At 68.0% G+C, this 20,689-nt stretch carries 14 protein-coding genes; 6 read left to right on the top strand and 8 right to left on the bottom strand.

The window, feature by feature from the left end:
• The first annotated feature begins 1 nt into the window (after position 1).
• Entirely contained in the window at positions 2-1,222 is a 1,221-nt protein-coding gene (locus ACYKG1_RS20790; protein WP_100474620.1) for an RtcB family protein, read from the top strand.
• Positions 1,223-1,317: 95 nt separating this feature from the next.
• Here ACYKG1_RS20790 and ACYKG1_RS20795 read toward each other — a convergent pair whose 3' ends face one another.
• Together ACYKG1_RS20795 and ACYKG1_RS20800 are read right to left on the bottom strand one after the other, a co-directional pair.
• The gene (locus ACYKG1_RS20795) at positions 1,318-2,223 is read right to left on the bottom strand and encodes an NAD(P)/FAD-dependent oxidoreductase (protein WP_100474624.1); all 906 of its coding nucleotides are present in this window, start codon (positions 2,221-2,223) and stop codon (positions 1,318-1,320) included.
• Positions 2,213-2,668: an Rrf2 family transcriptional regulator gene (locus ACYKG1_RS20800; RefSeq protein ID WP_100474626.1), complete on the bottom strand. Its 456-nt coding sequence runs from the start codon at positions 2,666-2,668 to the stop codon at positions 2,213-2,215. Before ACYKG1_RS20800 ends, ACYKG1_RS20795 begins: the two co-directional genes overlap by 11 nt.
• Positions 2,669-2,851: 183 nt before the next feature.
• Here ACYKG1_RS20800 and ACYKG1_RS20805 point away from each other — a divergent pair, with 183 nt between their 5' ends.
• Together ACYKG1_RS20805 and dkgB are read left to right on the top strand one after the other, a co-directional pair.
• Complete coding sequence (locus ACYKG1_RS20805; protein WP_262084235.1) at positions 2,852-4,972, top strand: methyl-accepting chemotaxis protein; 2,121 nt, start codon at positions 2,852-2,854, stop codon at positions 4,970-4,972.
• Between the two features lie 252 nt (positions 4,973-5,224).
• Positions 5,225-6,034 (top strand): 2,5-didehydrogluconate reductase DkgB, encoded by an 810-nt coding sequence (dkgB, locus tag ACYKG1_RS20810; RefSeq protein ID WP_478471278.1) that lies wholly within the window; start codon positions 5,225-5,227, stop codon positions 6,032-6,034.
• A gap of 98 nt (positions 6,035-6,132) precedes the next feature.
• Here the strand turns inward: dkgB and ACYKG1_RS20815 are convergent, their stop codons facing one another.
• Positions 6,133-7,929: an ATP-binding response regulator gene (locus ACYKG1_RS20815; protein ID WP_478471280.1), complete on the bottom strand. Its 1,797-nt coding sequence runs from the start codon at positions 7,927-7,929 to the stop codon at positions 6,133-6,135.
• Positions 7,930-8,646: 717 nt separating this feature from the next.
• On the opposite strand from ACYKG1_RS20815, the gene ACYKG1_RS20820 reads away from it, so the two are divergent.
• Positions 8,647-9,423: a YdcF family protein gene (locus ACYKG1_RS20820; protein WP_478471282.1), complete on the top strand. Its 777-nt coding sequence runs from the start codon at positions 8,647-8,649 to the stop codon at positions 9,421-9,423.
• On the opposite strand, the gene ACYKG1_RS20825 is transcribed toward ACYKG1_RS20820, so the two are convergent.
• On the bottom strand, positions 9,386-10,087 hold the full coding sequence (locus ACYKG1_RS20825; protein WP_478471284.1) for an alpha/beta fold hydrolase: 702 nt from the start codon (positions 10,085-10,087) through the stop codon (positions 9,386-9,388). The two genes, ACYKG1_RS20820 and ACYKG1_RS20825, sit on opposite strands and share 38 nt — an antisense overlap.
• A gap of 98 nt (positions 10,088-10,185) precedes the next feature.
• On the opposite strand from ACYKG1_RS20825, the gene ACYKG1_RS20830 reads away from it, so the two are divergent.
• Entirely contained in the window at positions 10,186-10,566 is a 381-nt protein-coding gene (locus ACYKG1_RS20830) for a YbjQ family protein (protein WP_100474648.1), read from the top strand.
• Positions 10,567-10,590: 24 nt separating this feature from the next.
• Here the strand turns inward: ACYKG1_RS20830 and ACYKG1_RS20835 are convergent, their stop codons facing one another.
• Both ACYKG1_RS20835 and mgtE read right to left on the bottom strand, forming a co-directional pair.
• Positions 10,591-13,317, bottom strand: coding sequence for a bifunctional acetate--CoA ligase family protein/GNAT family N-acetyltransferase (locus ACYKG1_RS20835; RefSeq protein WP_100474651.1), 2,727 nt, complete (start codon positions 13,315-13,317; stop codon positions 10,591-10,593).
• Between the two features lie 83 nt (positions 13,318-13,400).
• Complete coding sequence (gene mgtE, locus ACYKG1_RS20840; RefSeq protein WP_478471286.1) at positions 13,401-14,771, bottom strand: magnesium transporter; 1,371 nt, start codon at positions 14,769-14,771, stop codon at positions 13,401-13,403.
• A gap of 345 nt (positions 14,772-15,116) precedes the next feature.
• Here mgtE and ACYKG1_RS20845 point away from each other — a divergent pair, with 345 nt between their 5' ends.
• Positions 15,117-16,895 (top strand): monovalent cation:proton antiporter-2 (CPA2) family protein, encoded by a 1,779-nt coding sequence (locus ACYKG1_RS20845; RefSeq protein WP_478471287.1) that lies wholly within the window; start codon positions 15,117-15,119, stop codon positions 16,893-16,895.
• 74 nt (positions 16,896-16,969) lie between these two features.
• Here ACYKG1_RS20845 and ACYKG1_RS20850 read toward each other — a convergent pair whose 3' ends face one another.
• Positions 16,970-20,308 (bottom strand): ankyrin repeat domain-containing protein, encoded by a 3,339-nt coding sequence (locus ACYKG1_RS20850; RefSeq protein ID WP_478471288.1) that lies wholly within the window; start codon positions 20,306-20,308, stop codon positions 16,970-16,972.
• A complete protein-coding gene (locus ACYKG1_RS20855) occupies positions 20,301-20,561 on the bottom strand; it encodes a YcgL domain-containing protein (protein ID WP_100474666.1) in 261 nt (86 codons plus the stop codon). The genes ACYKG1_RS20850 and ACYKG1_RS20855 overlap by 8 nt, the downstream gene beginning before the upstream one ends.
• Positions 20,562-20,689: the final 128 nt, after the last annotated feature.

Consider the following 20,689-nt stretch of genomic DNA (forward strand, 5'->3'; position numbering starts at 1 on the left):
CATGGACACTCAATACAACTATCAATGGCTGCACGCCGAGGGCACCACGCCGATCAAGGGTTGGGTCAACGGTGTACCGCTGGAAGCGCAGGCGCATGAGCAGCTGCGCAACATCGCCGCGATCCCGTTCGTCGGGCCGTGGGTGGCCGTGATGCCGGACGTGCACCTGGGCAAGGGCGCGACCGTGGGCTCGGTGATCCCGACCCGCGGTGCGATCATCCCGGCGGCGGTCGGCGTCGACATCGGCTGCGGCATGGCGGCGGTGCGTACCACGCTGCGCGCCAATGATCTGCCCGATGACCTGCGGCAGCTGCGCAGCAGCATCGAGCGCAGCATCCCGGTCGGCAACGGTCGCGGCGGCGAGCACCAGCGCATGCCCGACAGCATCCACACCCGGCTGGTGCAGTCGGGGCTGGCCGCCGGCCTGGAGAAGATCAAGGACAAGCACCGCCGGATCCGCACCGACAAGCTGGACCGCCAGCTGGGTACGCTGGGCGGCGGCAACCACTTCATCGAACTGTGCCTGGACGAGACGGATACGGTGTGGGTGATGCTGCACAGCGGATCGCGCGGTACCGGCAACCTGATCGGCACGTACTTCATCGAGAAGGCGCGCGAGGAACTGGCCCGGCGCGTGCTCGGCTTCCACCTGCCGGACAAGGACCTGGCGTTCTTCATGGAAGGCGAGCCGCTGTTCGATGACTACGTCGAAGCGGTGTCGTGGGCACAGGACTACGCCCGGCAGAACCGCGAGGCGATGATGTCGCGGGTGCTGGCCGAGATGCGCCACCGGTTGCCGAAGTTCCAGCTGGCGGCGATGGCGGTGAACTGCCACCACAACTACGTACAGAAGGAGACGCACCACGGCCAGGAACTGCTGGTGACCCGCAAGGGCGCGGTGAGTGCGCGCGAGGGCGAACTTGGCATCATTCCCGGCAGCATGGGCACGCGCAGCTACATCGTGCGTGGCAAGGGCAACGCGGACAGCTTCCACAGCTGCAGCCACGGCGCCGGCCGGGTGATGAGCCGCGGCGCTGCGCGCCAGCAGATCACGCTGGCCCAGCATCGTGAAGCGACCGCGCACGTGGAATGCCGCAAGGACAGCGGTGTGCTGGACGAGTCGCCGGCGGCGTACAAGTCGATCGACGATGTGATGGCCGCACAGCTCGATCTGGTCGACGTGGTGCACACGCTGCGGCAAGTGCTGTGCGTGAAGGGATGATGGAGGGGTGCCGGCCAAGGTCGGCCTCTACCAGAGCAGCACGGCATGCCGGGGGTCAGAGCCCTTTCTGCGAAAGGGATCTGACCCCGAGACGTTCAGCGCGGCACGCTGTCCTCGGCCACCAGCGCATGATGCACGCCGATCCCCGCGCGAACGCCCTCGGCAGTGGCGAGGGTGATGTTGCCGACCGTGGTCGCATCGCCTGCGGCATACACGTTCGGCACCGAGGTCTGCTTCATCATGTCGACCTCGATCAGCACGCCCAGCGGGCTCTCCGCCAGCGTGCAGCCGAGCTGCTGCACCAGCGGCGTGGCCATCGCCTGGGTGGCCGGTACGAACAGCGCACGCTGGGCGATGCGGCGGCCATCGGCCAGCTCCACTTCCAGCCAGGTCGGCTGGTCGCCCTGCACCCCCAGCACCGGCGAGGTCTCGATCTGCACGCCGCGCTGCTGCATGGCCGCCCGCTCCTCCTCGGTGATCGGCAGGCCCTGGCTGAAGAAGGTGACATTGCCCCAGTCGGCGAACAGCGGTGCTTTGCCGGCGGACATCGGATGGCCACCGAGCAGCCCGATTGCGCCACCGCCGACTTCATAACCGTGGCAGTAAGGGCAGTGCAGCACGGTGCTGCCCCAGCGCTCGGCCAGTCCGGGGAGCTCCGGCAGCTGGTCGGCGATGCCGCTGGCCAGCAGCAGCTTGCGCGCGGCCAGCACCTGGCCATCGGCGGTGCGCACTTCCACGCCCGCTGCGCTGGCGGTGGCCTGCACCGCCTCGGCCTGCACCCAGCGCACGCTGGGGTAATCCAGCAGTTGCTGGCGCGCAGTCTTCAGCAGCTCGGCGCCGCTGATGCCATCCAGACCCAGCACACCGTGCGAATGGCTGGCGAAACGGTTGCGCGGCGAACCGGCGTCGATGACGGTGACCGGGCGACGGGCACGGGCCAGGATCAGGCCGGCGGCGATGCCGGCATAGCTGCCGCCGACGATGAGCACATCAGGATTCATGGTGACCCTCCAGGGAACGGTGATGGGCGAGATGGCGGGCGAAATCGGCGCCGAGCTGGTCCAGCGTGGTCGCCTGCAGGCGCTGTTCGAGCAGCCGCTGCGCCTCGCGTGCGCCCTCCAGCAAGGCACTGTTGACCAGCTGCTGGATCGGGCAGCCGCCGCCTGGATCACGGCTACCGACCTGCACCAGCGGCGGTGCGCCCACCGCCAGGTAGATGTCATGCAGGGTGATGGCTGCGGCGTCGCGGGCCAGCTGGCTGCCGCCCCCATGGCCGCGGGCACTGTGCACCAGGCCGGCCTTGTGCAGCTGCGCCAGCAGGCGGCGGATCACCACCGGGTGGGTCGGCAGGCACGACGCCAGCTGCTCGGAGGTACGCGGGGCGGACTGGCCGACCAGGTGCGCCATCACGTGCAGGGCATCGGAGAGGGGATTCGCGGATTTCATGTAACAACAATAGTTACATTTAATCCAGCTGTCGAGGGTCCGCATTCGTTCCATATGGACACATTTGTCCTATGAAATAGTTTCTTCACATCGCTAAACGAAACGCGAATGTGATGAGTGTCGCACTTCAGTGCGCGGGCGACGGGTCGATACCGCAGTGCCCCTTCCCGAGAGTGCTTCCCCATGAATGCGTCTGTCCGTGCTCCGCGCCTGCAGTCCAAGCTGCTCGGCGCGGTTTCTGTTGGTCTGGCCGTGGTCCTGCTGTGCGCCCTGGCAGGCCTGGCCTTCGCCTGGTTGAAGGTGTCCACCGAGGTTCCACCCGAGGTCGCGCACAGCCGCGATGCCGAACGCCTGCAGCGTGAATTCCGCGGCCAGGTGCAGGAATGGAAGAACGTGCTGCTGCGCGGCCACGACGATGCCCTGCGCAAGCGTCACCTGGATGCCTTCGACAGCGAAGGTCGTCTGGTCGAGCAACTGGCCAAGGGCCTGGTGACCAGCCCGGACACGCGCACGCGCGAACTGGCGCAGGCGTTCATCGGCCTGCACGCGCAGCTGCAGCAGGACTACCACGCGGCGCTGCAGGCGTTTGCCGAGGCCAGCTACGATCCCGCCGCCGGCGACATCCTCGTGCGCGGCAAGGATCGCCCGGTGGCGGCGGCACTGGATGCGCTGAGCACGCACGCCACGCAGGTGGCCGAAGCGGCGCTGGCAGCGCGCTCGCAGCAGGCGCGGCAGACCCTGCTGCTGTGTGCGGCACTGACCGTGCTGGCCGCCGTTCTTCTGCTGATGGGCCTGGCCTGGTGGCTGCGGCGTGCGGTGGTGCAGCCGGTGCTGGCAGTGGAAGCCGCTGCGCGTGCAGTGGCCGCCGGTGATCTGCAGCACGTGGTGCAGGTGCGCAGCCGCGACGAGATCGGACGCCTCGCGCAGGCCATGCAGGCGGTGCAGTCCACGCTGCGCGGCGTGCTGGATGCACAGACCGCGATGGCGCAGGCGCACGAAGCCGGCACCATCAGCCATCGCATGGACGCCGGTGCCTTCCCCGGCGCGTTCGGCACCATGGTGGCCGACTGCAACACGCTGGTCGACGCGCACATCCAGGTCAAGATGCGCGCGATCTCGATCATGGGCCGCTACGCCGTCGGCGACCTCAGCCAGGACATGGAGCGCCTGCCCGGCGAGAAGGCGGTGATCACCGAAGCGCTGGACGCGGTCAAGCACAACCTCGGCGCGATCAACGGCGAGATCCGCCGCCTGGCCGAAGCGGCGGCCGCCGGTGACTTCAGCCAGCGCGGCGACAGTGCCCGCTTCGAGCATGATTTCCGCGCGATGGTCGAGGGCCTGAACCGCCTGATGCAGACCACCGAGCTGAACCTGGGCGAGGTCTCCAGCATGCTGCGCGCGATCGCCGACGGACGCCTCGGCGCGCGCATGCACGGGGATTTCCAGGGCGTGTTCGCGCGTATCGCCGGCGACGCCAATACCACCGCCGCGCAACTGGCGACCATCGTCACCGACATCAAGCATGCCTCCGGCAGCATCCACACCGCCGCTGCGGAGATCGCCGCCGGCAATAATGACCTGTCGCGCCGCACCGAACAGCAGGCCGCCAACCTGGAAGAGACGGCGGCGTCGATGGAGGAGCTGACCTCCACCGTGCGCCAGAACGCCGAGCATGCGCGCCAGGCCAACCAGCTGGCGATCGGCGCGCATACGGTCGCCTCGCACGGTGGCAGCGTGGTCGGCCAGGTGGTGGCGACGATGGGCGCAATCGAAACCTCGTCGCGGCAGATCGCCGAGATCATCAGCGTGATCGATGGCATCGCGTTCCAGACCAACATCCTGGCGCTGAATGCCGCGGTGGAAGCGGCGCGCGCCGGTGAACAGGGCCGCGGCTTCGCGGTGGTCGCCAGTGAAGTGCGCACGCTGGCACAGCGCTCGGCGGCGGCCGCGAAGGAGATCAAGTCACTGATCGAAGCCTCGGTGGAACAGGTCGGCCACGGCGCGCAGCGCGTGCGCGAGGCGGGCGACACCATGGCCGAGATCGTTGCATCGGTGCAGCGCGTGACCGACATCATGGCCGAGATCTCCGCCGCCTCGCAGGAACAGAGCGCGGGCATTGAACAGGTCAGCCAGACCGTGATCCAGATGGATGGCACCACCCAGCAGAACGCTGCACTGGTGGAAGAGGCCAGCGCCGCGGCGCGCAGCCTGGAGCAGCAGGCCAACCGCCTGATCGATGCCGTCGATGTGTTCGATCTGTCGACCACGGCGGCGGTGAAGGGCGAGCAGGCACGCGCGGCCTGATTGATCCGGTTGCCGGCCAGCGGCCGGCAGCCGGATCCGTGCGGACCAACGGTCCGCACCCACCATAGCGGTCGTGCCGGTCGCTGGCCGGCAGCGTCCGACGCCGCACGGGTGGCGCCCGACCGTTGGTCGGGCGATGGCAGGAATCCGTGCGTATACGGTGATGCAATGCACCGTTGCCGGCATGCACGCGGCCACTGGCCTACCCTTTGCCGGATGTTCCCGCCTCCCTCCCCTTCTGCTGGAGCCCCCATGACTGTCCCCGCCTTCGGTCTCGGCACCTTCCGCCTGAAAGACCAGACCGTGATCGACTCCGTGCGCAACGCGCTGGCGGTCGGCTACCGCGCCATCGATACCGCGCAGATCTACGGCAACGAAGCCGACGTCGGCCAGGCCATCGCCGACTCCGGCGTGCCGCGCGATGAGATCTACCTGACCACCAAGGTCTGGATCACCGAGTTCAAGCGCGATGCGCTGCTGGCCAGCCTGCGCACCAGCCTGGAAAAGCTCCGCACCGACCAGGTGGAGCTGGCGCTGATCCACTGGCCTTCGCCGAACGACAAGGTCGACGTGCCGATGGAGGAGTACCTGGCCGCACTGGCCGAAGCCAAGGCGCAGGGCCTGACCCGTGAGATCGGCATTTCCAACTTCACCGTCGCGCAGACCCGCAAGGCGGTCGGCATCCTCGGTGCCGATGCCATCGCCACCAATCAGATCGAAGTCCACCCCTACCTGCAGAACCGCCTGCTGGTGAAGTTCCTGCAGGACAACGGCATCCACGTCACCGCCTACATGAGCCTGGCCTATGGCGAGGTGATCAAGGACCCGGTGATCCAGGCCATTGCCGGCCGCCACCAGGCCACCCCGGCGCAGATCGCGCTGGCCTGGGCGCTGCAGCAGGGCTTCTCGGTGATCCCGTCATCGACCAAGCGCGAGAACCTGTCCAGCAACCTGGAAGCGGCGGCGATCCGCCTGACCGACGAAGACCTGGCACAGATCGCCAGGCTCGACCGCGGCCACCGCCTGGCCAACCCGGAAGGCATCGCCCCGGCCTGGGATTGATTCCAACGACGGCGCGCAACGGCCCTGGTAGGCGCCGGCCTTGGTCGGCGCAGACGTCTGATCGATCGATGAAACATCGTGCCGACCAAGGTCGGCACCTACCGGAAGCGCCCCGCCGCCGGAATGGTTGGAGCCTGGTCCTGCACAGTTGCACCCGAACCACCGCGTCCTGCAACACCGCGCAACATGTCCAGCACGTCGTGGATATCCAGTGGCTTGCATAGAAAACCGGCAGCCCCCAGCGCACGGGCTCTTTCAATCACCTGTACCCGCGTATCCGCGCTCATTACAAGAACCGGTGGCGCGCCGGGGCCCCTGGCCACCGACTCCAGCACCTCCCATCCGCTGCAGCCCGGCATGTGCAGATCCAGCAGCACCACATCGGGCCCGAGTGCCTTGATCACTTCCCGCGCATCGTGGCCATCATGGCGGGAGCTCAGGCGATGGCCGGCGCTCTGCAGCAGGCGTTCCACCACGTCACGGTTGGTTTCCACATCCTCGAACAGCAGGCAGTGCAGCGATCGAACCGACGCTGCGTGTGACTGAAGAAGCTGTTCAAGGGAAGGAAGAGGGTCCACCTCCGAGGTGGAGGCCACCGTGAAGCGCCACACGAACGAGGCACCGCCTGCTTCACTGCGGCCCACGCTGATCGTTCCACCCATGGCATCGGAAATCAGCCGCACGATGTACAGCCCCAGCCCGACACCCTGCTCGCAGCGTGCCTCGCCCTGGCTGAGCTGTACGAATGGCGAGAAGATCATCTCCAGATCCGCGCCATCGATCCCCGTGCCGGAATCGCAGACCTCGATCTGAAGCTGCCAGTCGTCGCCCGATGGGACGGCATCAATGGATACCCACACCTCGCCCGCCATCGGGCTGAACTTGATGGCGTTGCAGACAAGATTGGTCACCACCTGTTCGATACGGCCGCCGTCTGCCAGCATCCATACATCTGGCTCGCTCCCATCCATCTGCAGAAGTACGCCCTTGTCGGCGGCCGCGGGCATGCAGGTTGCCTGCACGCCTTCAATGAGCGACCGCAGCGAACAAGGATGAAGCCGCAACCGCAACCGACCACCATCGATGCTGGCTACGTCCAGTACATCATCGATGCGGTGCCTGAGCGCCTGCGCCTGTCTTGCGACCGTCGCCAGTGCATGCCGTTGGGCCGTACCCACCGTACCCACCTCCAGCAGTTGGATCCCACTGATGATGGCGTTCAGCGGCGTCCGAAGCTCGTGGCTCATCGTACTGACGAATCGGCCCTGCGCCTCACGCGAAGCAATGGCGCGCAGCGCTATGTCACGCATCGCCGCTACCAGCGACGCTACTACCAACGGCAACAGGATCGTCAATGCCAGCGCGTAGGCCAGGTAGGCGGGTCGAGAGACCCAATAGCCTTCAGGCGCGGCCCACAACAATGCCAGCGCAGTCGATGCGATCGCGGGAGCAATTGCCCTGCGGCCATACACCGCGGTGGCGGAGATCACCAGGAAAGGCAGGGCTGCATTGAGCGTCATCAACAGGATGAACGCCGTGTCCACCTGGATCGCAACCATTGCCAGGCTGAGCAGGAGGCCTACCCCATCGCACCAGCGGTGCCAGCGCTCCATGCAGAGCCTTGCAAGGAGTGCCCATGTCACGGATACCACAAGCAGTGCAACGGCCTCCGGCAACACGCGGGCCGCCTCATTGGCCAGAACCGGCTGCGGACCATCCACCCACAGCCAGCACCAAAGCACCACCAGTGCCTGCAGCAGCACCCGGAATCCGCTGGCGCGCGGCTCCTGCAGGCACGACAGAAGCCAGGCCAGGCGGTGCATCTCCAGCGCACGGGCTGCCTGCAGCAACGCTGCCGGTGCAAAGGTCTGCGAGGACACACGGGGCTCGTTCACGTCAGCCCCCTTCCATCAGGAAATGCGTCGTCGCACGATGCAGAAGACGCTGCGCAGACAGTGCCAACGCGCATGCCCGCCGCCGCACAGCGCACGCTTCTGTACCCGAGCGGAGACAGTCACTCAGCGCGTCGCAGGCTTGTGCAACCCCGGCGCTGCCCAACGCCGAGGTAACACTCTTCAGGGCATGCAGGCGCGCCAGCTCCTGCTCCATGCCACCGAAGGACTCTTCCTTTGCCTTGCTCATCCATTGCGAGATCGCCCCGTCCAACGCCGCGGTGAATGATGGCAAGTGGTGAGGTGACGTTGCCGCAATGAGACAGAGCATCGAGCCCTCTCCGAGCTCTGGTCGTTCCATGGCGCGCGACCCCGGGTTCAGCCCAACCCGTGAATTCAAGCCTTGCATTGCCTTCCCCCGTCTGTCGCATTCAACACCTGAACGAGCCCACTCGAGCGCCCGGTTGCGCCTGACCATTAGACTTCAGGCGTCAGCATGCAGGACTCACGAGCTACTGCATCCGCTGATGGATCTGTACGAAGAACTGCGGGAAGCCGCCACCCAGCAGATACCCTGCGGCAATCGCGAGCATGATTCCGCCTACGATGACAGCACATCGGGTCGGGAGTGAAAGTCGCTTCAGGTCCATGGCATCCAGCATGTAGGCAACGATCTCTCCATGCCATCGGAATCCTTTCAAACTTCCCCTATGGACCACCATGCTGACATTGACACTTCTCCTGCTGCTTTCATGCGGCGCGCTGGTCCTGAAACGACGCCTGCGCAGTGCCGCTCTCCTGGCGACGCTTCCGCTGGCCATTGCAGCCAGCGCCAGCACGCCCATCACGCAATGGCTGCTGGACCGTGCGCAAGACACGCCGCTTGTCAGTGAACATGCGCTCCATCCGCGCACTGTGATCGTAGTGCTGGGTGCTGGCATCGATCACGATGCCCGTGGCCCCAGGCCCGGGCTGGCCGGTTATAGCCGCCTGATGAGGGCTGCACAGCGTTACCACGAATGCGACCGCACGGGGGAGGTCTGTACCGTGCTTGCCAGCGGAGGCGTCACTGCCACGGGCGATGCCGCTGAGGCCGATGTCTACGCAAGGGAACTGATTGCCCTGGGCGTGCCCACCGAGAAGATTGTCCGCGAGCGTGCCAGCAGCAACACCTGGCAGAACGCCAGAAACAGCAGTGCGATCATCGGGCGCAACAGCTCGCGAGTGGTGCTGGTGACCTCAGGCCTGCATCTCACGCGGAGCCTGATCTACTTCCGTCACTTCGGCGTCGGGGCCGAGGGCCTGCCCAGTGACCACCTCCGTGCCACCCGTGGGTGGTTTCCCTCCACATTCAATCTACTGCTGGTGGAAGTGATGCTGCATGAGCGTATCGGCGTTCTGCGCTACCACGTCTACAACTGGATGGGCTGGAACCAGGCGCCGGCTGGACCGGATGCAGTCACTTCTGCAGCAACCACCCGCGCATCGCCGCACTGACCTCGTCCGGTTTTTCCATCGGTGCCAGGTGCCCGCAATCAGGCACCACCACCAGCTGCGAGTGCGGCACCATCGCGTGCATTTCCTCGCTCACCGCCAGCGGCGTGATGCGATCGTTCGCGCCGCACACGATCAGCAGCGGATCGCGGTAGCCGGCCAGCACATCATGGCCATCGCGGCGTTCCAGCGCGCTCTGGCGCAGGAACACGTCCGCGCCCAGGCGGGCGGTCATGTCGCGCACACGCTGCACCAGCACGTAGTCATCCAGCCGCGAAGCATCGATGTAGCTGCGCATCAGCACATCACCGAAGCCGTGGAATTTCCCCGGCAGGCGCACGCTGGCACGTTGGCTGCGGCGCTGCTCGGCCCGCTCGGGTGAGTCGGCGTGGATCGAGGTGTCGATCAGCGCCAGCTGCAGCACCCGCTCCGGCGCGATGCGCAGGATCTGCTGGGCCACGAAACCTCCCAGCGAGAAACCAGCCAGCGCAAAGCGCTCCGGTGCCTGCGCCAGCACGTCTTCGGCCACCGCCTGCAGGGTCTCGCCACGGGTCTGGTCGCCCACGGTGCAGTCGGCGATATCGGCCAGGTCGGCCAGCTGCGCGCGCCACAGCTCGGCATCGTTGAGCAGGCCGGGCAGCAGCAACAGGGGAATACGGTCGGTCATGGGGGTATTGTCGCGCCAGCGCGGTGACGGAACCATGCCGCAACGGGCGGTTGCGTTGTAGAGTCAGGCAAGCTCGACCCTACAACACGGGCGCGACCATGGCAGACCCCTACAACAGCGGCACCTCTTCTCCGCCGGCACTGCGCTTCGACGATGCGCTGGTCACCACCGCCTTCGAGCTGCCCGGGCACCGCGTCGTGCGCAACCTCGGTGTGGTACGCGGCATCACCGTGCGCTCGCGTTCGATCGTCGGCAACTTCCTGGGCGGCATCCAGACGATCTTCGGCGGCAACATCACCATCTACACCGAGCTGTGCGAACAGGCCCGCGAGGAAACCTACCGCGACATGGTCAAGCATGCGCGGCAGCTGGGTGCCAACGCGATCATCGGCATGCGCTACGACGCCACCGATGTGATGACCGGGCTGACCGAGGTGCTGTGCTATGGCACGGCGGTGGTGGTGGAACCAATGCGGTAGGACCGGTGCACCGCCGAGCGCGGATCACGCCGCCGGCGGCACTTCAGGAACCTCGACCTGCTGCACCGGCAGGGTCACCATCATCACCGTCGGGTCGTCCGGGTCCAGCTTCGTCTTGAAGCCCAGGCTCTGGCACATCGCCAGCATGGTGCTGTTCTCGCGCAGCACCTGGCCTTCGACCACGTCCAGGCCCAGCCACTTGGCATACTCGATCATGATCGCCATCAGGCGCCAACCGATGCCGTGTCCCTTCAGGTCCGAGCGGATCAGGATGCCGTACTCGCCACGGTGGTAGTCCGCGTCGGCGTGCAGGCGCACTGCGCCCAGCATTTCCCCGCTGCGTGGCTCGATCGCCACCAGTGCGATCGAGCGTGCGTAGTCGAGCTGGGTCAGGCGCGCGATGAACTCGTGGCTGAAGTGCTTCACCGACTGGAAGAAGCGCAGGCGCAGGTCCTCGTCGCTGACACGGGCGAAGAACGCACGGAACAGTGCGTCGTCTTCCGGCCGCACCGGGCGCACGAAGGCACGGCCGCCATCGGACAGTTCGATGGTGCGCTCCCACTCCTTCGGGTACGGGAACACCGAGAAGCGTGGGTGGCCGCGGCCCTTGTGCAGGATGCGCGACGGCGCCACCGCCACGCGTGCGTCGAGGGCGAGGATGCCCTTGCCGTCGACCAGCAGCGGATTGATGTCCAGCGTACGCACTTCGGGAATGTCGGCGGCCAACTGCGCCAGCTTGACCAGCGCCAGCGCCAGTGCGCGCTCATCGGCGGCGGGCACATCGCCGTAGGCCTTGAGGATGCGCGAGGCCCGGGTCTGGCCGATCAACTCGTGAGCCAAGCGTAGATCCAGCGGCGGCAGCGCCAACGCCTTGTCATTGATCACTTCGACGGCAGTACCGCCACGGCCGACCACGATCACCGGACCGAACGTCGCGTCATCGGCGATGCCGACGATCAGTTCGCGCGCCTTCGGGCGGACGATGGTCGGCTGTACCAGCAGGCCATCGATGCGCGCATCCGGCCGCAGCTGGCGTGCGCGCGACAGGATCGCGTTGGCCGCGCTCTGCACCGCCGGCAGCGTGGACAGGTTCAGGCGCACGCCATCCACTTCCGACTTGTGCGGAATATCCGGCGAGAGAATCTTCAGAGCAACCGTGGCACCGCGTTCCAGCAGCGGCTGCGCCAGGTCCATCGCCTCGTGCGCATCGCGCGCGTGCATCACCGGCGCGGAGGGAATGCCATAGGCCTTGAGCAGTTCATGGGTGGCCAGCGGGTCCAGCCACTGCTGGCCGTTGGCCAGTGCGGCATCGACCAGCGTGCGTGCGGCGGCTGTGTCGACGCTGAAGTCCTGCGGCAGGCTGGGCGGCGTTTCCATCAAGGCGTTCTGCGCTTCGCGATAGCGCACCAGGTGCTGGAAGCCACGTACGGCCTCGGCCTCGGTCGGGTAGGTCGGCACCCGTGCTGCGTTGAGCGTGGCGGTAGCCTGGTCGTCGTTGCCCAGCCACACCGCAAACACCGGTTTGTCGCGATGATGGCGCGGGCGCAGGCCGAGCGTGCGGGTGAGTGCCTGCGCGGCGTCCGCTGATGAGGTGAACGCGGTCGGCACGTTGACCACCATCACCGCGTCATTCTCATTGTCGGCCAGCAGCGCTTCGATGGCCGCGGCGTAGCGGTCACCATCGGCGTCGACCACGATGTCGACCGGATTGCTGCGCGACCAGCCCTGCGGCAACGCCGCGTCGAGCTTCTCGATGGTGCTGTCGGACAGGTTGGCCAGCGTGCCACGCAATGCGATGAGCTGGTCCACGGCGAGGCGGCCGACACCGCCACCGTTGCTGAGGATGGCCAGGCGGCGACCGGGGAAGGTGCCCAGCCGGCCCAGTGACTCGGCGGCGGTGAACAGCTCGTCCAGCGCCCCCACGCGCAGCAGGCCGGCGCGGTTGAAGGCCGCCCCGTACACATCGTCGGCGCGGGCCAGGGCCTGCACATGGGTATCGCGGCTGCCTGGCTGCACGCGTTCGGCGCGGCCGGACTTCACCACCACCACCGGCTTGGCGCGTGCGGCGGCACGGGCGGCCGACATGAACTTGCGTGCGTCCTTGATCTGCTCGACGTAGAGCAGGATGGCGCGGGTGCGGTAATCGGTGGCGAAGTAGTCGAGCAGGTCACCGAAGTCGACGTCCATCGTGTCGCCCAGCGAGACCACGGCGGAGAAGCCGACCGAGCGCGCCACGCCCCATTCCACCAGCGCAGCGGCAATGGCCGAGGATTCGGAGATCAGCGCGAGGTCGCCAGCCTGCGGGAAGTGCGCGGCGATGCTCGCGTTGAGCCGCGCATGCGGTGCGATCACGCCCAGGCAGTGCGGGCCGAGGATGCGCAGGCCATGCTTGCGGGCCACCGCTTCGACCTGCGCCGACGGCGAACCCGGGCCTTCGCCCAGGTGCGCGGTGAGGATGATCGCCGCCTGCACGCCACGCTCGGCGGCAGTGCGCACCACCTGCGGCACGATCGCCGCCGGTGCGGTGATCACCACCAGGTCGGGCACCCAGTCCAGGTCCTTCAGCCGCTTGACCGTGCGGATGCCATCGATCTCGGCATGCCGCGGATTGACCCAGGCCACCTTGCCGGGAAAGCCGGTGCCGCGCAGGTTGCGCATCACCGCACGCCCGGCCGAGCGCTCACGCGGGCTGCCGCCAATCACCGCGACCGACTGCGGACGGAACACGGACTGCAGGTGGTAGGTACTCATGCGCCTACGGTACCCAAAAAAGGGGACGGAGGGGATTAAGTCGTTTGTGCACAAACGACTTAATCCCCTCCGTCCCCTTTTTGTTACAGCAGCGTGCCGTGCAGGATCATCGCGGCGATGCTGAAATAGATCACCAGCCCGGTAACGTCCACCAGGGTGGCCACGAACGGGGCCGAGGCGCTGGCCGGGTCGAAACCAAGCCGCTTGAGGATGAAGGGCAGCATCGAGCCGGACAGCGAACCGAAGGTGACGATGCCGACCAGGGCCGCGCCGATGGTGATCGCCAGCAGGATCCAGTGCTCGCCGTAGTCATGCAGGCCACCCAGCTGCCAGATCACGATGCGCACGATGGCCAGGCAGCCGAGGATGGCGCCCAGCACCATGCCGGTCGGCACTTCGCGCAGGGCCACCTTCCACCAGTCGCGCAGGCGCAGTTCACGCAGCGCCAGGCTGCGGATCAGCAACGAGGTGGCCTGCGAACCGGAGTTGCCGCCCGAACTCATGATCAGTGGGATGAACAGGGTCAGCACCACCGCACGCGCCAGTTCGTCCTCGTAGTGCTGCATCGCGCTGGCGGTCAGCATCTCGCCCAGGAACAGCACGCTCAGCCAGCCGGCGCGCTTGCGCAGCATCTCGAAGAAGCCGATCTGCATGTACGGCTTGTCCAGTGCTTCCATGCCGCCGAACTTGTGCGCGTCCTCGGTGGATTCTTCGATCAGAGCATCGAGCACGTCGTCCACGGTAACGATGCCGAGCATCTGCTGCTGCACGTCGACCACCGGGATCGCCAGCAGGTCGTGGCGGCGGATCAGCCGCGCCACTTCTTCCTGGTCCATCAGCGCGTCCACCGTTACCGGCGGATTGACCTGGGCCACGTCCAGGATCGACTCCTCGGGCAGGCCGGTGATCAGCCGGCGCATGGTCACAACCTGCTGCAGCTGCTGGCTGGCCGGCTCCAGCACGTAGATCGCGTACACCGTCTCGCGGGTGCGCTCGACCTGGCGGATGTGCTGCAGGGTCTGCGCCACGGTCCAGCTGGCGGGCACCGCCACGTACTCGGTGGTCATCAGCGCACCGGCAGTGTTCGGCGGGTAGCTGAGCAGCTTCTGGATGGCCTGGCGGGCATCGGTGCCCAGCAGTGGGATCAGCCGCGCGCGTTCGTCCTCGTCCAGCTCGTGGACGATGTCGGTGGCGCGGTCGTCGGCCATCAGGCCCAGCAGAGCCGCAGCCCGCGCCGGCGGCAGCGCGGCCACCAGCTCGCCGCTGCGGTGCAGCTCCGGCGCTTCAAGCATCTTCACTGCACGCGGCAACGGGAGCGCGGCCAGCGTTTCCGCGGCGCGGGTCAGTTCCAGCGTGTTGAGGAATTCCACCGCGTCGGCGGTGTTGTAGTTCGCCAGCGGTGCGGCCAGTGCGGCGGCATCGGCCACCGGGCGCAGCAGTTGCTTCTGGTTCATCGGTTTTGCCTTGTGGGGTGCGACCTCGCGCAACGCCAACGCAGGCAAACCGTCCCGATGTCAGGCGGTGGCCATCGCTGGCGTCGAACGAGGTCGACTTCTACTGTCGCTGGACATGGGTTGGGGACTCCGGGATGCGTGTGCCGACGGACGCGCCGCCAGCGGCGGGCAGTCTGGACCGGTGGGCCATGCAGGTCAACCCGGCAGCCCTGCGCCGAGATCCGGCCCGGCCGGTTGCTCTCGTGCATACACAGACCGGCGCGCATAATGGTGGCGTGGCGTTCGCCACGCCCTCCCCCACCCGAACGGACGCACAGCGGGCTCCCCCGATGACCAGGTACTCCCATGCATAGCGGTGGTCTGGAACTGGCCCTGGTGCTGCTGCTGGCGGCGGTCATCGCCGTGCCGGTGTTCAAGAAGTTCGGCTTCGGCGCAGTGCTGGGCTACCTGGCGGCCGGCGTGGTGCTCGGCCCGGACGGGCTGGGCTTCGTGCAGGATGCCGACCGCATCCTTGGCGCCGCCGAGATCGGCGTGGTGATGCTGCTGTTCGTGATCGGCCTGGAGCTGTCACCAGCACGCCTGAAGGTGATGCGGCGCTCGGTGTTCGGTGCCGGTGCGGCGCAGGTGGCACTGTCCGGGCTGGTGCTGGGCGGCCTGCTGCTGCTCGACCATTTCCAGTGGAAGAGCGCGCTGGTGGTGGGCGTGGCACTGGCGCTGTCGTCCACCGCAGTCGGCCTGCAGCTGCTGTCCGAGCACAAGGCGATCAACAGCGACCATGGCCGGCTGGGCTTCGCCATCCTGCTGTTCCAGGACCTGATCGCGATCCCGCTGCTGGCGGCCATCCCGCTGCTGGGCGGGGTAAAGAACGAGACCTTGCGCTGGGAAGACGCCGCCGTGGCGCTCGGCGCGCTGGCCGTGGTGATCCTGTGCGGGCGGCCGGTGCTGCGCAAGGTGTTCAGCATCATCGCGCGCACCCGCAGCCCGGAGGTATTCACCGCTACCGCGCTGCTGGTGGTGCTGGGCACCGCCTGGTTCATGCAGGAGGCCGGCCTCAGCCCCAGCCTCGGCGCGTTCCTGGCCGGCGTGCTGCTGTCCGATTCGGAGTTCCGGCACGAACTGGAGGCGCAGATCGAGCCGTTCAAGGGCCTGCTGCTGGGCCTGTTCTTCATCGCGGTGGGCATGGGCATCGACCTCGACCGCATCGCGGCCGAGCCCTGGCTGATCGCGGCCGGCGTGGCGATCCTGCTGGTGGTCAAGTTCAGCCTGCTGTACGTGATTGGCCGCATTGCAAAGCTAGGGTCACGGCAGTCGCTGCTGCTGGGCAGCGTGCTGTGGCTGGGTGGCGAGTTCGCCTTCGTGGTGTTCAACGAAGCACAGCGCGCGCACCTGCTGGGCAACGCCAACCATGACCGGCTGGTGGCGATCGTCGGCCTGTCGATGGCGATCACACCGCTGCTGATGATCGCACTGCTCAAGCTGCTCGGCCGGGAGAAGGCGGTGCCGCACCAGGCCGCCGAGGCGGACAGGGTGGCGCCGGACAACCGGCCCAAGGTGCTGATCGCCGGCATGGGCCGCTTCGGCCAGGTGATCGCGCGCCTGCTGACCGCGCAGAAGGTGCCGTTCGTAGCGCTGGAGGCGAACCCGGACACCGTGGCCGACCTGCGCCGCTTTGGCAACCAGCTGTACTACGGCGACCCGACCCGGCCGGAGATGCTGCGCGCAGCAGGCGGCGAGCACATCGATGTGTTCGTGATCACTGTGGATGACCCGGAAACCAACCTTCGCGCAGTGCGCATGGTGCGCCGGCTGTACCCGGACGCAAAGGTGCTGGCGCGCGCGCGCAACCGCCAGCACGCGTGGCGCCTGATGGACATGTCGGCCGAACCGTTCCGCGAAGTGTTCGGCACCAGCCTGGAAATGAGCGGGCGCGTGCTGACTGCATTGGGTGTTGCACCTGAAGTGGCCGAACGCCACGTGCAGCGCTTCCGTGAGCACGACGAGCAGCTGCTGCGCGACCAGTACCTGGTCTACGACGACGAGGCCGCGGTGATCCAGACCTCGCGCGATGCACGCAACGACCTGATGCACCTGTTCGAGGCCGACGCGGAGAGCGACGACAAGTAGGCGTGCCGACCAACGGTCGGCACCCACCACAGATTGCGGTAGTGCCGGCCGCTGGCCGGCACCATTTCCAGGGATCAGCCGTTGTCGCGCAGGAACCGCGCCATCGACGAAACGCCCGGCACGCGCGGTTCGAACTCGCCAGCAACGTCGATGAAACCACGCATCACCGCGATCTCGCGCGGGCTGCGGTTGAGGCTGTCGCGCACTTCCGGATCGGCGCCGGCGCGCAGCAGGCGCTGCACCAGCAGCGGCAGGCCATGCAGCGCGGCCAGATGCAGCGGGCCGAAGCCGCGCGGATCGCGCACGTCCAGGCTGACGTCCTCATCCAGCAGGCGCTCTACCGCCGCCATCACCACCTGCTCGTCGCAGGCGGTGCCCGGCTCGGCACGGGCGCCCAGCAGCAGCAGCAGCGGCGTGACCGAACCGGCCGCGGCCTGGTCCGGTTCGGCCCCGGCCAGCAGCAGGGTGTCGAGCAGGGCCAGCAGGCGCGAACGGTCGCGGGCACTGAAGCCATACAGCGCAGCACAGTGCAGCGGCCCCAGCTGCTGCGCATCACCGGCATGCACGTCGGCACCGGCGGTGAGCAGGCGCGCGACGATGTCCGGCAGGCCCAGCGCCGAGGCCAGCATCAGCACGGTCACGCCGCCCGGCAGGCGGTGCTCCAGCTTGGCGCCGGCATCGAGCAGGGCCGAAACGATATCCACCTGGCGCATGCTGACCGCCGCCGACAACGGCGTCGCACCACTGGCAGCGGCGTGCTGCGGATCGGCGCCGCGCGCCAGCAGCAGGTCGGTCACCGCCAGGTGGCCGCCACCGGCCGCACGCAGCAGCGCGGTGCAGCCCTGTGCGTCGACCGCGTCGACGGCAAATCCCAGATCGATCAGGCGGCGCACCGCGTCCACATCACCGGCCATCGCGGCAGCCGGCAGATCGGCCTCGCGCAGGGTACGGCGCGGCAGCGGCCACACCCGCCAGTCGAGCCAGTCGGCCAGGTCACGGCGACCAATCGACAGTGCGACGCCCAGCGGCGTCTGGCCATCGGCGGCGCGTGCTTCCGGCGAGGCGCCGTGCTGCACCAGCAGCTTCAGCGCACCTTCGCGGGCCAGCGCGGTGGCCAGGTGCAGTGCGGTCATGCCATGGCTGTCGCGCGCTTCGCGATCGACACCGGCCTTGAGCAGGGCCAGCTGCAGGCGCAGCCAGCCCAGGCGCACCGCCAGCGACAACGGCGGGTCACCGGCCGGCGACGCGGCGAACGGATCGGCGCCACGCTCCAGCAGTTCCAGCGCCAGCTGTTCCAGGCCACGCGCGGCCTGGTCGTGCTGCGCGCAGGCGGCCAGGAACCGCGCCAGGCCGCCGCGGCCGGCCGGCGACAGGCCACGCTGCAGCATCACCTGCAGCGCGGGCACCGCATCGATGCCGCGCGACAGCAGCGCGAACATCGGCGTGTCGGCGCAGGCATCGCGCACGTAGGGATCGGCGCCGTGGGCCAGCAGCCAGTCGACCGCACGCGGTTCCAGCGCCAGCTCCGGATCGAGCAGCAGGCCACCCAGTTCCTCCGGCTGGCACAGCTTGGCCAGCGCGGCCATGCCTTCGGTGTTGCCGAAGCCAAGTGCCTCGCGCAGCAGGGTCAGCGGCGGGCGGTCCGGCAGCAGGCCGCTGGCGCTGGCCGCTTCGCCGCGTTCGGCCAGGCCATCACTGACGGCGGCCGGCAAGGGATAGGACGGGTCCAGCAGGGCGACGATCGCCCAGCGGCCGGCTTCGGCGGCATAGTCCACCGCGCGGCGACCGAGCGGATCGGCGGCATCGGCGGCGATGCCCAGCTCGACCAGGCGCTTGATCAGCAGCGGTGAGACATCCTCGGCCATGGCCGCCAGCTGCACCGCATTGCGGCCTTCGCCGTCGACCGCGGCCAGGTCCGGCTTGTGCGGCAACAGGTGCTCGACCACCGCGGCTCGGCCGGCACGGGCCGCTTCCAGCCACGGCGTGCGACCCAGTGCATCGCGCGCCTCCAGATTGGCACCGGCGCCCAGCAGCACGCCGATGATCTCCACGTGGCCGGCCAGCGCCGCCTCGTGCAGCGCACTGCGACGCTGGCGATCACGCGCGTCGGCCCGTGCCTTGTGCTTGAGCAGCAGCTGCACACCGGCCGGATCGTCGTCTTCGGTGGCGGCGGCGGCCAGCAGCACCGGCGTGCCTTCGGCCGGTTCACTGCGTGCACCCCGTTCGAGCAGGAAGCGCGCCAGGCGCCAGTTGCCCACCTGGCAGGCCACCGCCAGCGGCGACCAGCCATCGCGGTTCAGCGCATCGACTTCGGCGGCGGCATCGCGCAGCAGCGCGGCCACGCCCGGGTCGGAACTGCGGGCTGCATGGTGCAGGGGGGTGTTGCCGTCGCTGTCGGTCGCGCGCGAATCGGCGCCGTTGGCGAGCAGGGTCATCACCGCTTCGGGGCGGCCATGCCAGCTGTCGCGGGTCGCGGCCAGCAGCGGGGTCATGCCCCGGTGCGGACCATTCACATCGACACCGCGGGCAATCAATTCGCGCAGCAGGCGCAGGTCCGGCAGCACTGCGGCCAGTACCGCCAGGCTGCGCTGGTCGCGCCAGTTCGGGTCCGGCAGCGCATAGGGATCGGCACCGGCCTGCAGCAGCTGCAGGGCGCGGTCGATGCGGCCATGGCGGGCGGCTTCATACAATGCCGGTGTCAGTTCCTGTGGCGCCATGGCCTCCAGCGGCGCGGTTTCGGCCGCAGCGGGGAACATCGGTTCGTGTTCACTGCTGGCCGCTGCCAATGAGCTGGGGCGCAGCGACACCAGCGGCGCCGGCGCGACCCGCTGCAGCAACAGGTGCAGCACAGGCGACAGCAGCACGACCGCCAGTGCGGCGGGCCAGCGCGCGCTTTCCGGCAACAGGCCCGGCCAGGCCGGCAGCACCACCAGCGCGGCCAGCGCGATCACCAGCGCCGCGACACCGAGACCACGCCAAGCGGTCAGGTCGCGCCCGGCCAGCGCCTGCCAGTGCTGGGCCAGGCTGCCATCGAGGCGTTCAACGTCATTCCACAACGGCCAGGTGCGCCAGGCCGCCAGCAGGCCGGCACTGACCAGTACGCTCAGGCCCAGCACCGCCGCCAGGCTGCCGCTGTCGCGCAGCGCCGCCAGTGGCCAGGCCAGCAGCAGCGCCAGCAGCAGCGGTGCGGCGGTCCACAGCGCCAGCAGCGCGGGCAGGTCCTGGCGTGCGACCACCTTCAGCGGCAGCAGCGCGCGGCTGCGACGCCACCACGACACACCCAGCGCGAACGCTGGCTGCGCCAGCGCGGCAAGGATGGCACCCGGGACGCCGCCCACGGCGGCGCCCAGCGCCAGCACGGCACCCACGGCGAACGCGATCGACAGGACGCGTGGACGGGAGGCGTCAGTCATAGTGCCGCGGCATCAGGCTTGCCACCGACGGCGGCACCTGCAGGTAGAACCCACGTTCGCTCATTTCGCTGCGGACCTTTTCAGGATCGGCCTGGGCCAGGCGGCGCTGGGCATCCAGGGCCACCTCCAGGACGAAGGTGAGCGACCCCAGCGAGGTGAGCAGCGGCGCGGGCAGCGTGCTGAAATCATCGCGTCGGGGAACGTAGACGTAGGTGTCCGGCTTGAGTTGGCTTTTATAGACGTAGGCGTGCATGTCCGCGGGACGATAACCCGGGAAGAGCCATGATTGTGTCGGAAAGCCGACACCGGGGAAAGCCGTCAGCCGACGATGGCGGCGTGATCGACGGCGTTTCCCCAGCGGGGTTCAGCAATGTGGCGGCG

Source organism: Stenotrophomonas sp. 85239_Sma (genome assembly GCF_056481725.1).

Excerpts from the sequence above, each read along its gene's own strand:
- ACYKG1_RS20790 (WP_100474620.1), top strand. The coding sequence starts at position 2 with ATGGACACTCAATACAACTATCAATGGCTGCACGCCGAGGGCACCACG.
- ACYKG1_RS20795 (WP_100474624.1), bottom strand. The coding sequence starts at position 2,223 with ATGAATCCTGATGTGCTCATCGTCGGCGGCAGCTATGCCGGCATCGCC.
- ACYKG1_RS20800 (WP_100474626.1), bottom strand. The coding sequence starts at position 2,668 with ATGAAATCCGCGAATCCCCTCTCCGATGCCCTGCACGTGATGGCGCAC.
- ACYKG1_RS20805 (WP_262084235.1), top strand. The coding sequence starts at position 2,852 with ATGAATGCGTCTGTCCGTGCTCCGCGCCTGCAGTCCAAGCTGCTCGGC.
- dkgB (WP_478471278.1), top strand. The coding sequence starts at position 5,225 with ATGACTGTCCCCGCCTTCGGTCTCGGCACCTTCCGCCTGAAAGACCAG.
- ACYKG1_RS20820 (WP_478471282.1), top strand. The coding sequence starts at position 8,647 with ATGCTGACATTGACACTTCTCCTGCTGCTTTCATGCGGCGCGCTGGTC.
- ACYKG1_RS20825 (WP_478471284.1), bottom strand. The coding sequence starts at position 10,087 with ATGACCGACCGTATTCCCCTGTTGCTGCTGCCCGGCCTGCTCAACGAT.
- ACYKG1_RS20830 (WP_100474648.1), top strand. The coding sequence starts at position 10,186 with ATGGCAGACCCCTACAACAGCGGCACCTCTTCTCCGCCGGCACTGCGC.
- ACYKG1_RS20835 (WP_100474651.1), bottom strand. The coding sequence starts at position 13,317 with ATGAGTACCTACCACCTGCAGTCCGTGTTCCGTCCGCAGTCGGTCGCG.
- mgtE (WP_478471286.1), bottom strand. The coding sequence starts at position 14,771 with ATGAACCAGAAGCAACTGCTGCGCCCGGTGGCCGATGCCGCCGCACTG.
- ACYKG1_RS20845 (WP_478471287.1), top strand. The coding sequence starts at position 15,117 with ATGCATAGCGGTGGTCTGGAACTGGCCCTGGTGCTGCTGCTGGCGGCG.
- ACYKG1_RS20850 (WP_478471288.1), bottom strand. The coding sequence starts at position 20,308 with ATGACTGACGCCTCCCGTCCACGCGTCCTGTCGATCGCGTTCGCCGTG.
- ACYKG1_RS20855 (WP_100474666.1), bottom strand. The coding sequence starts at position 20,561 with ATGCACGCCTACGTCTATAAAAGCCAACTCAAGCCGGACACCTACGTC.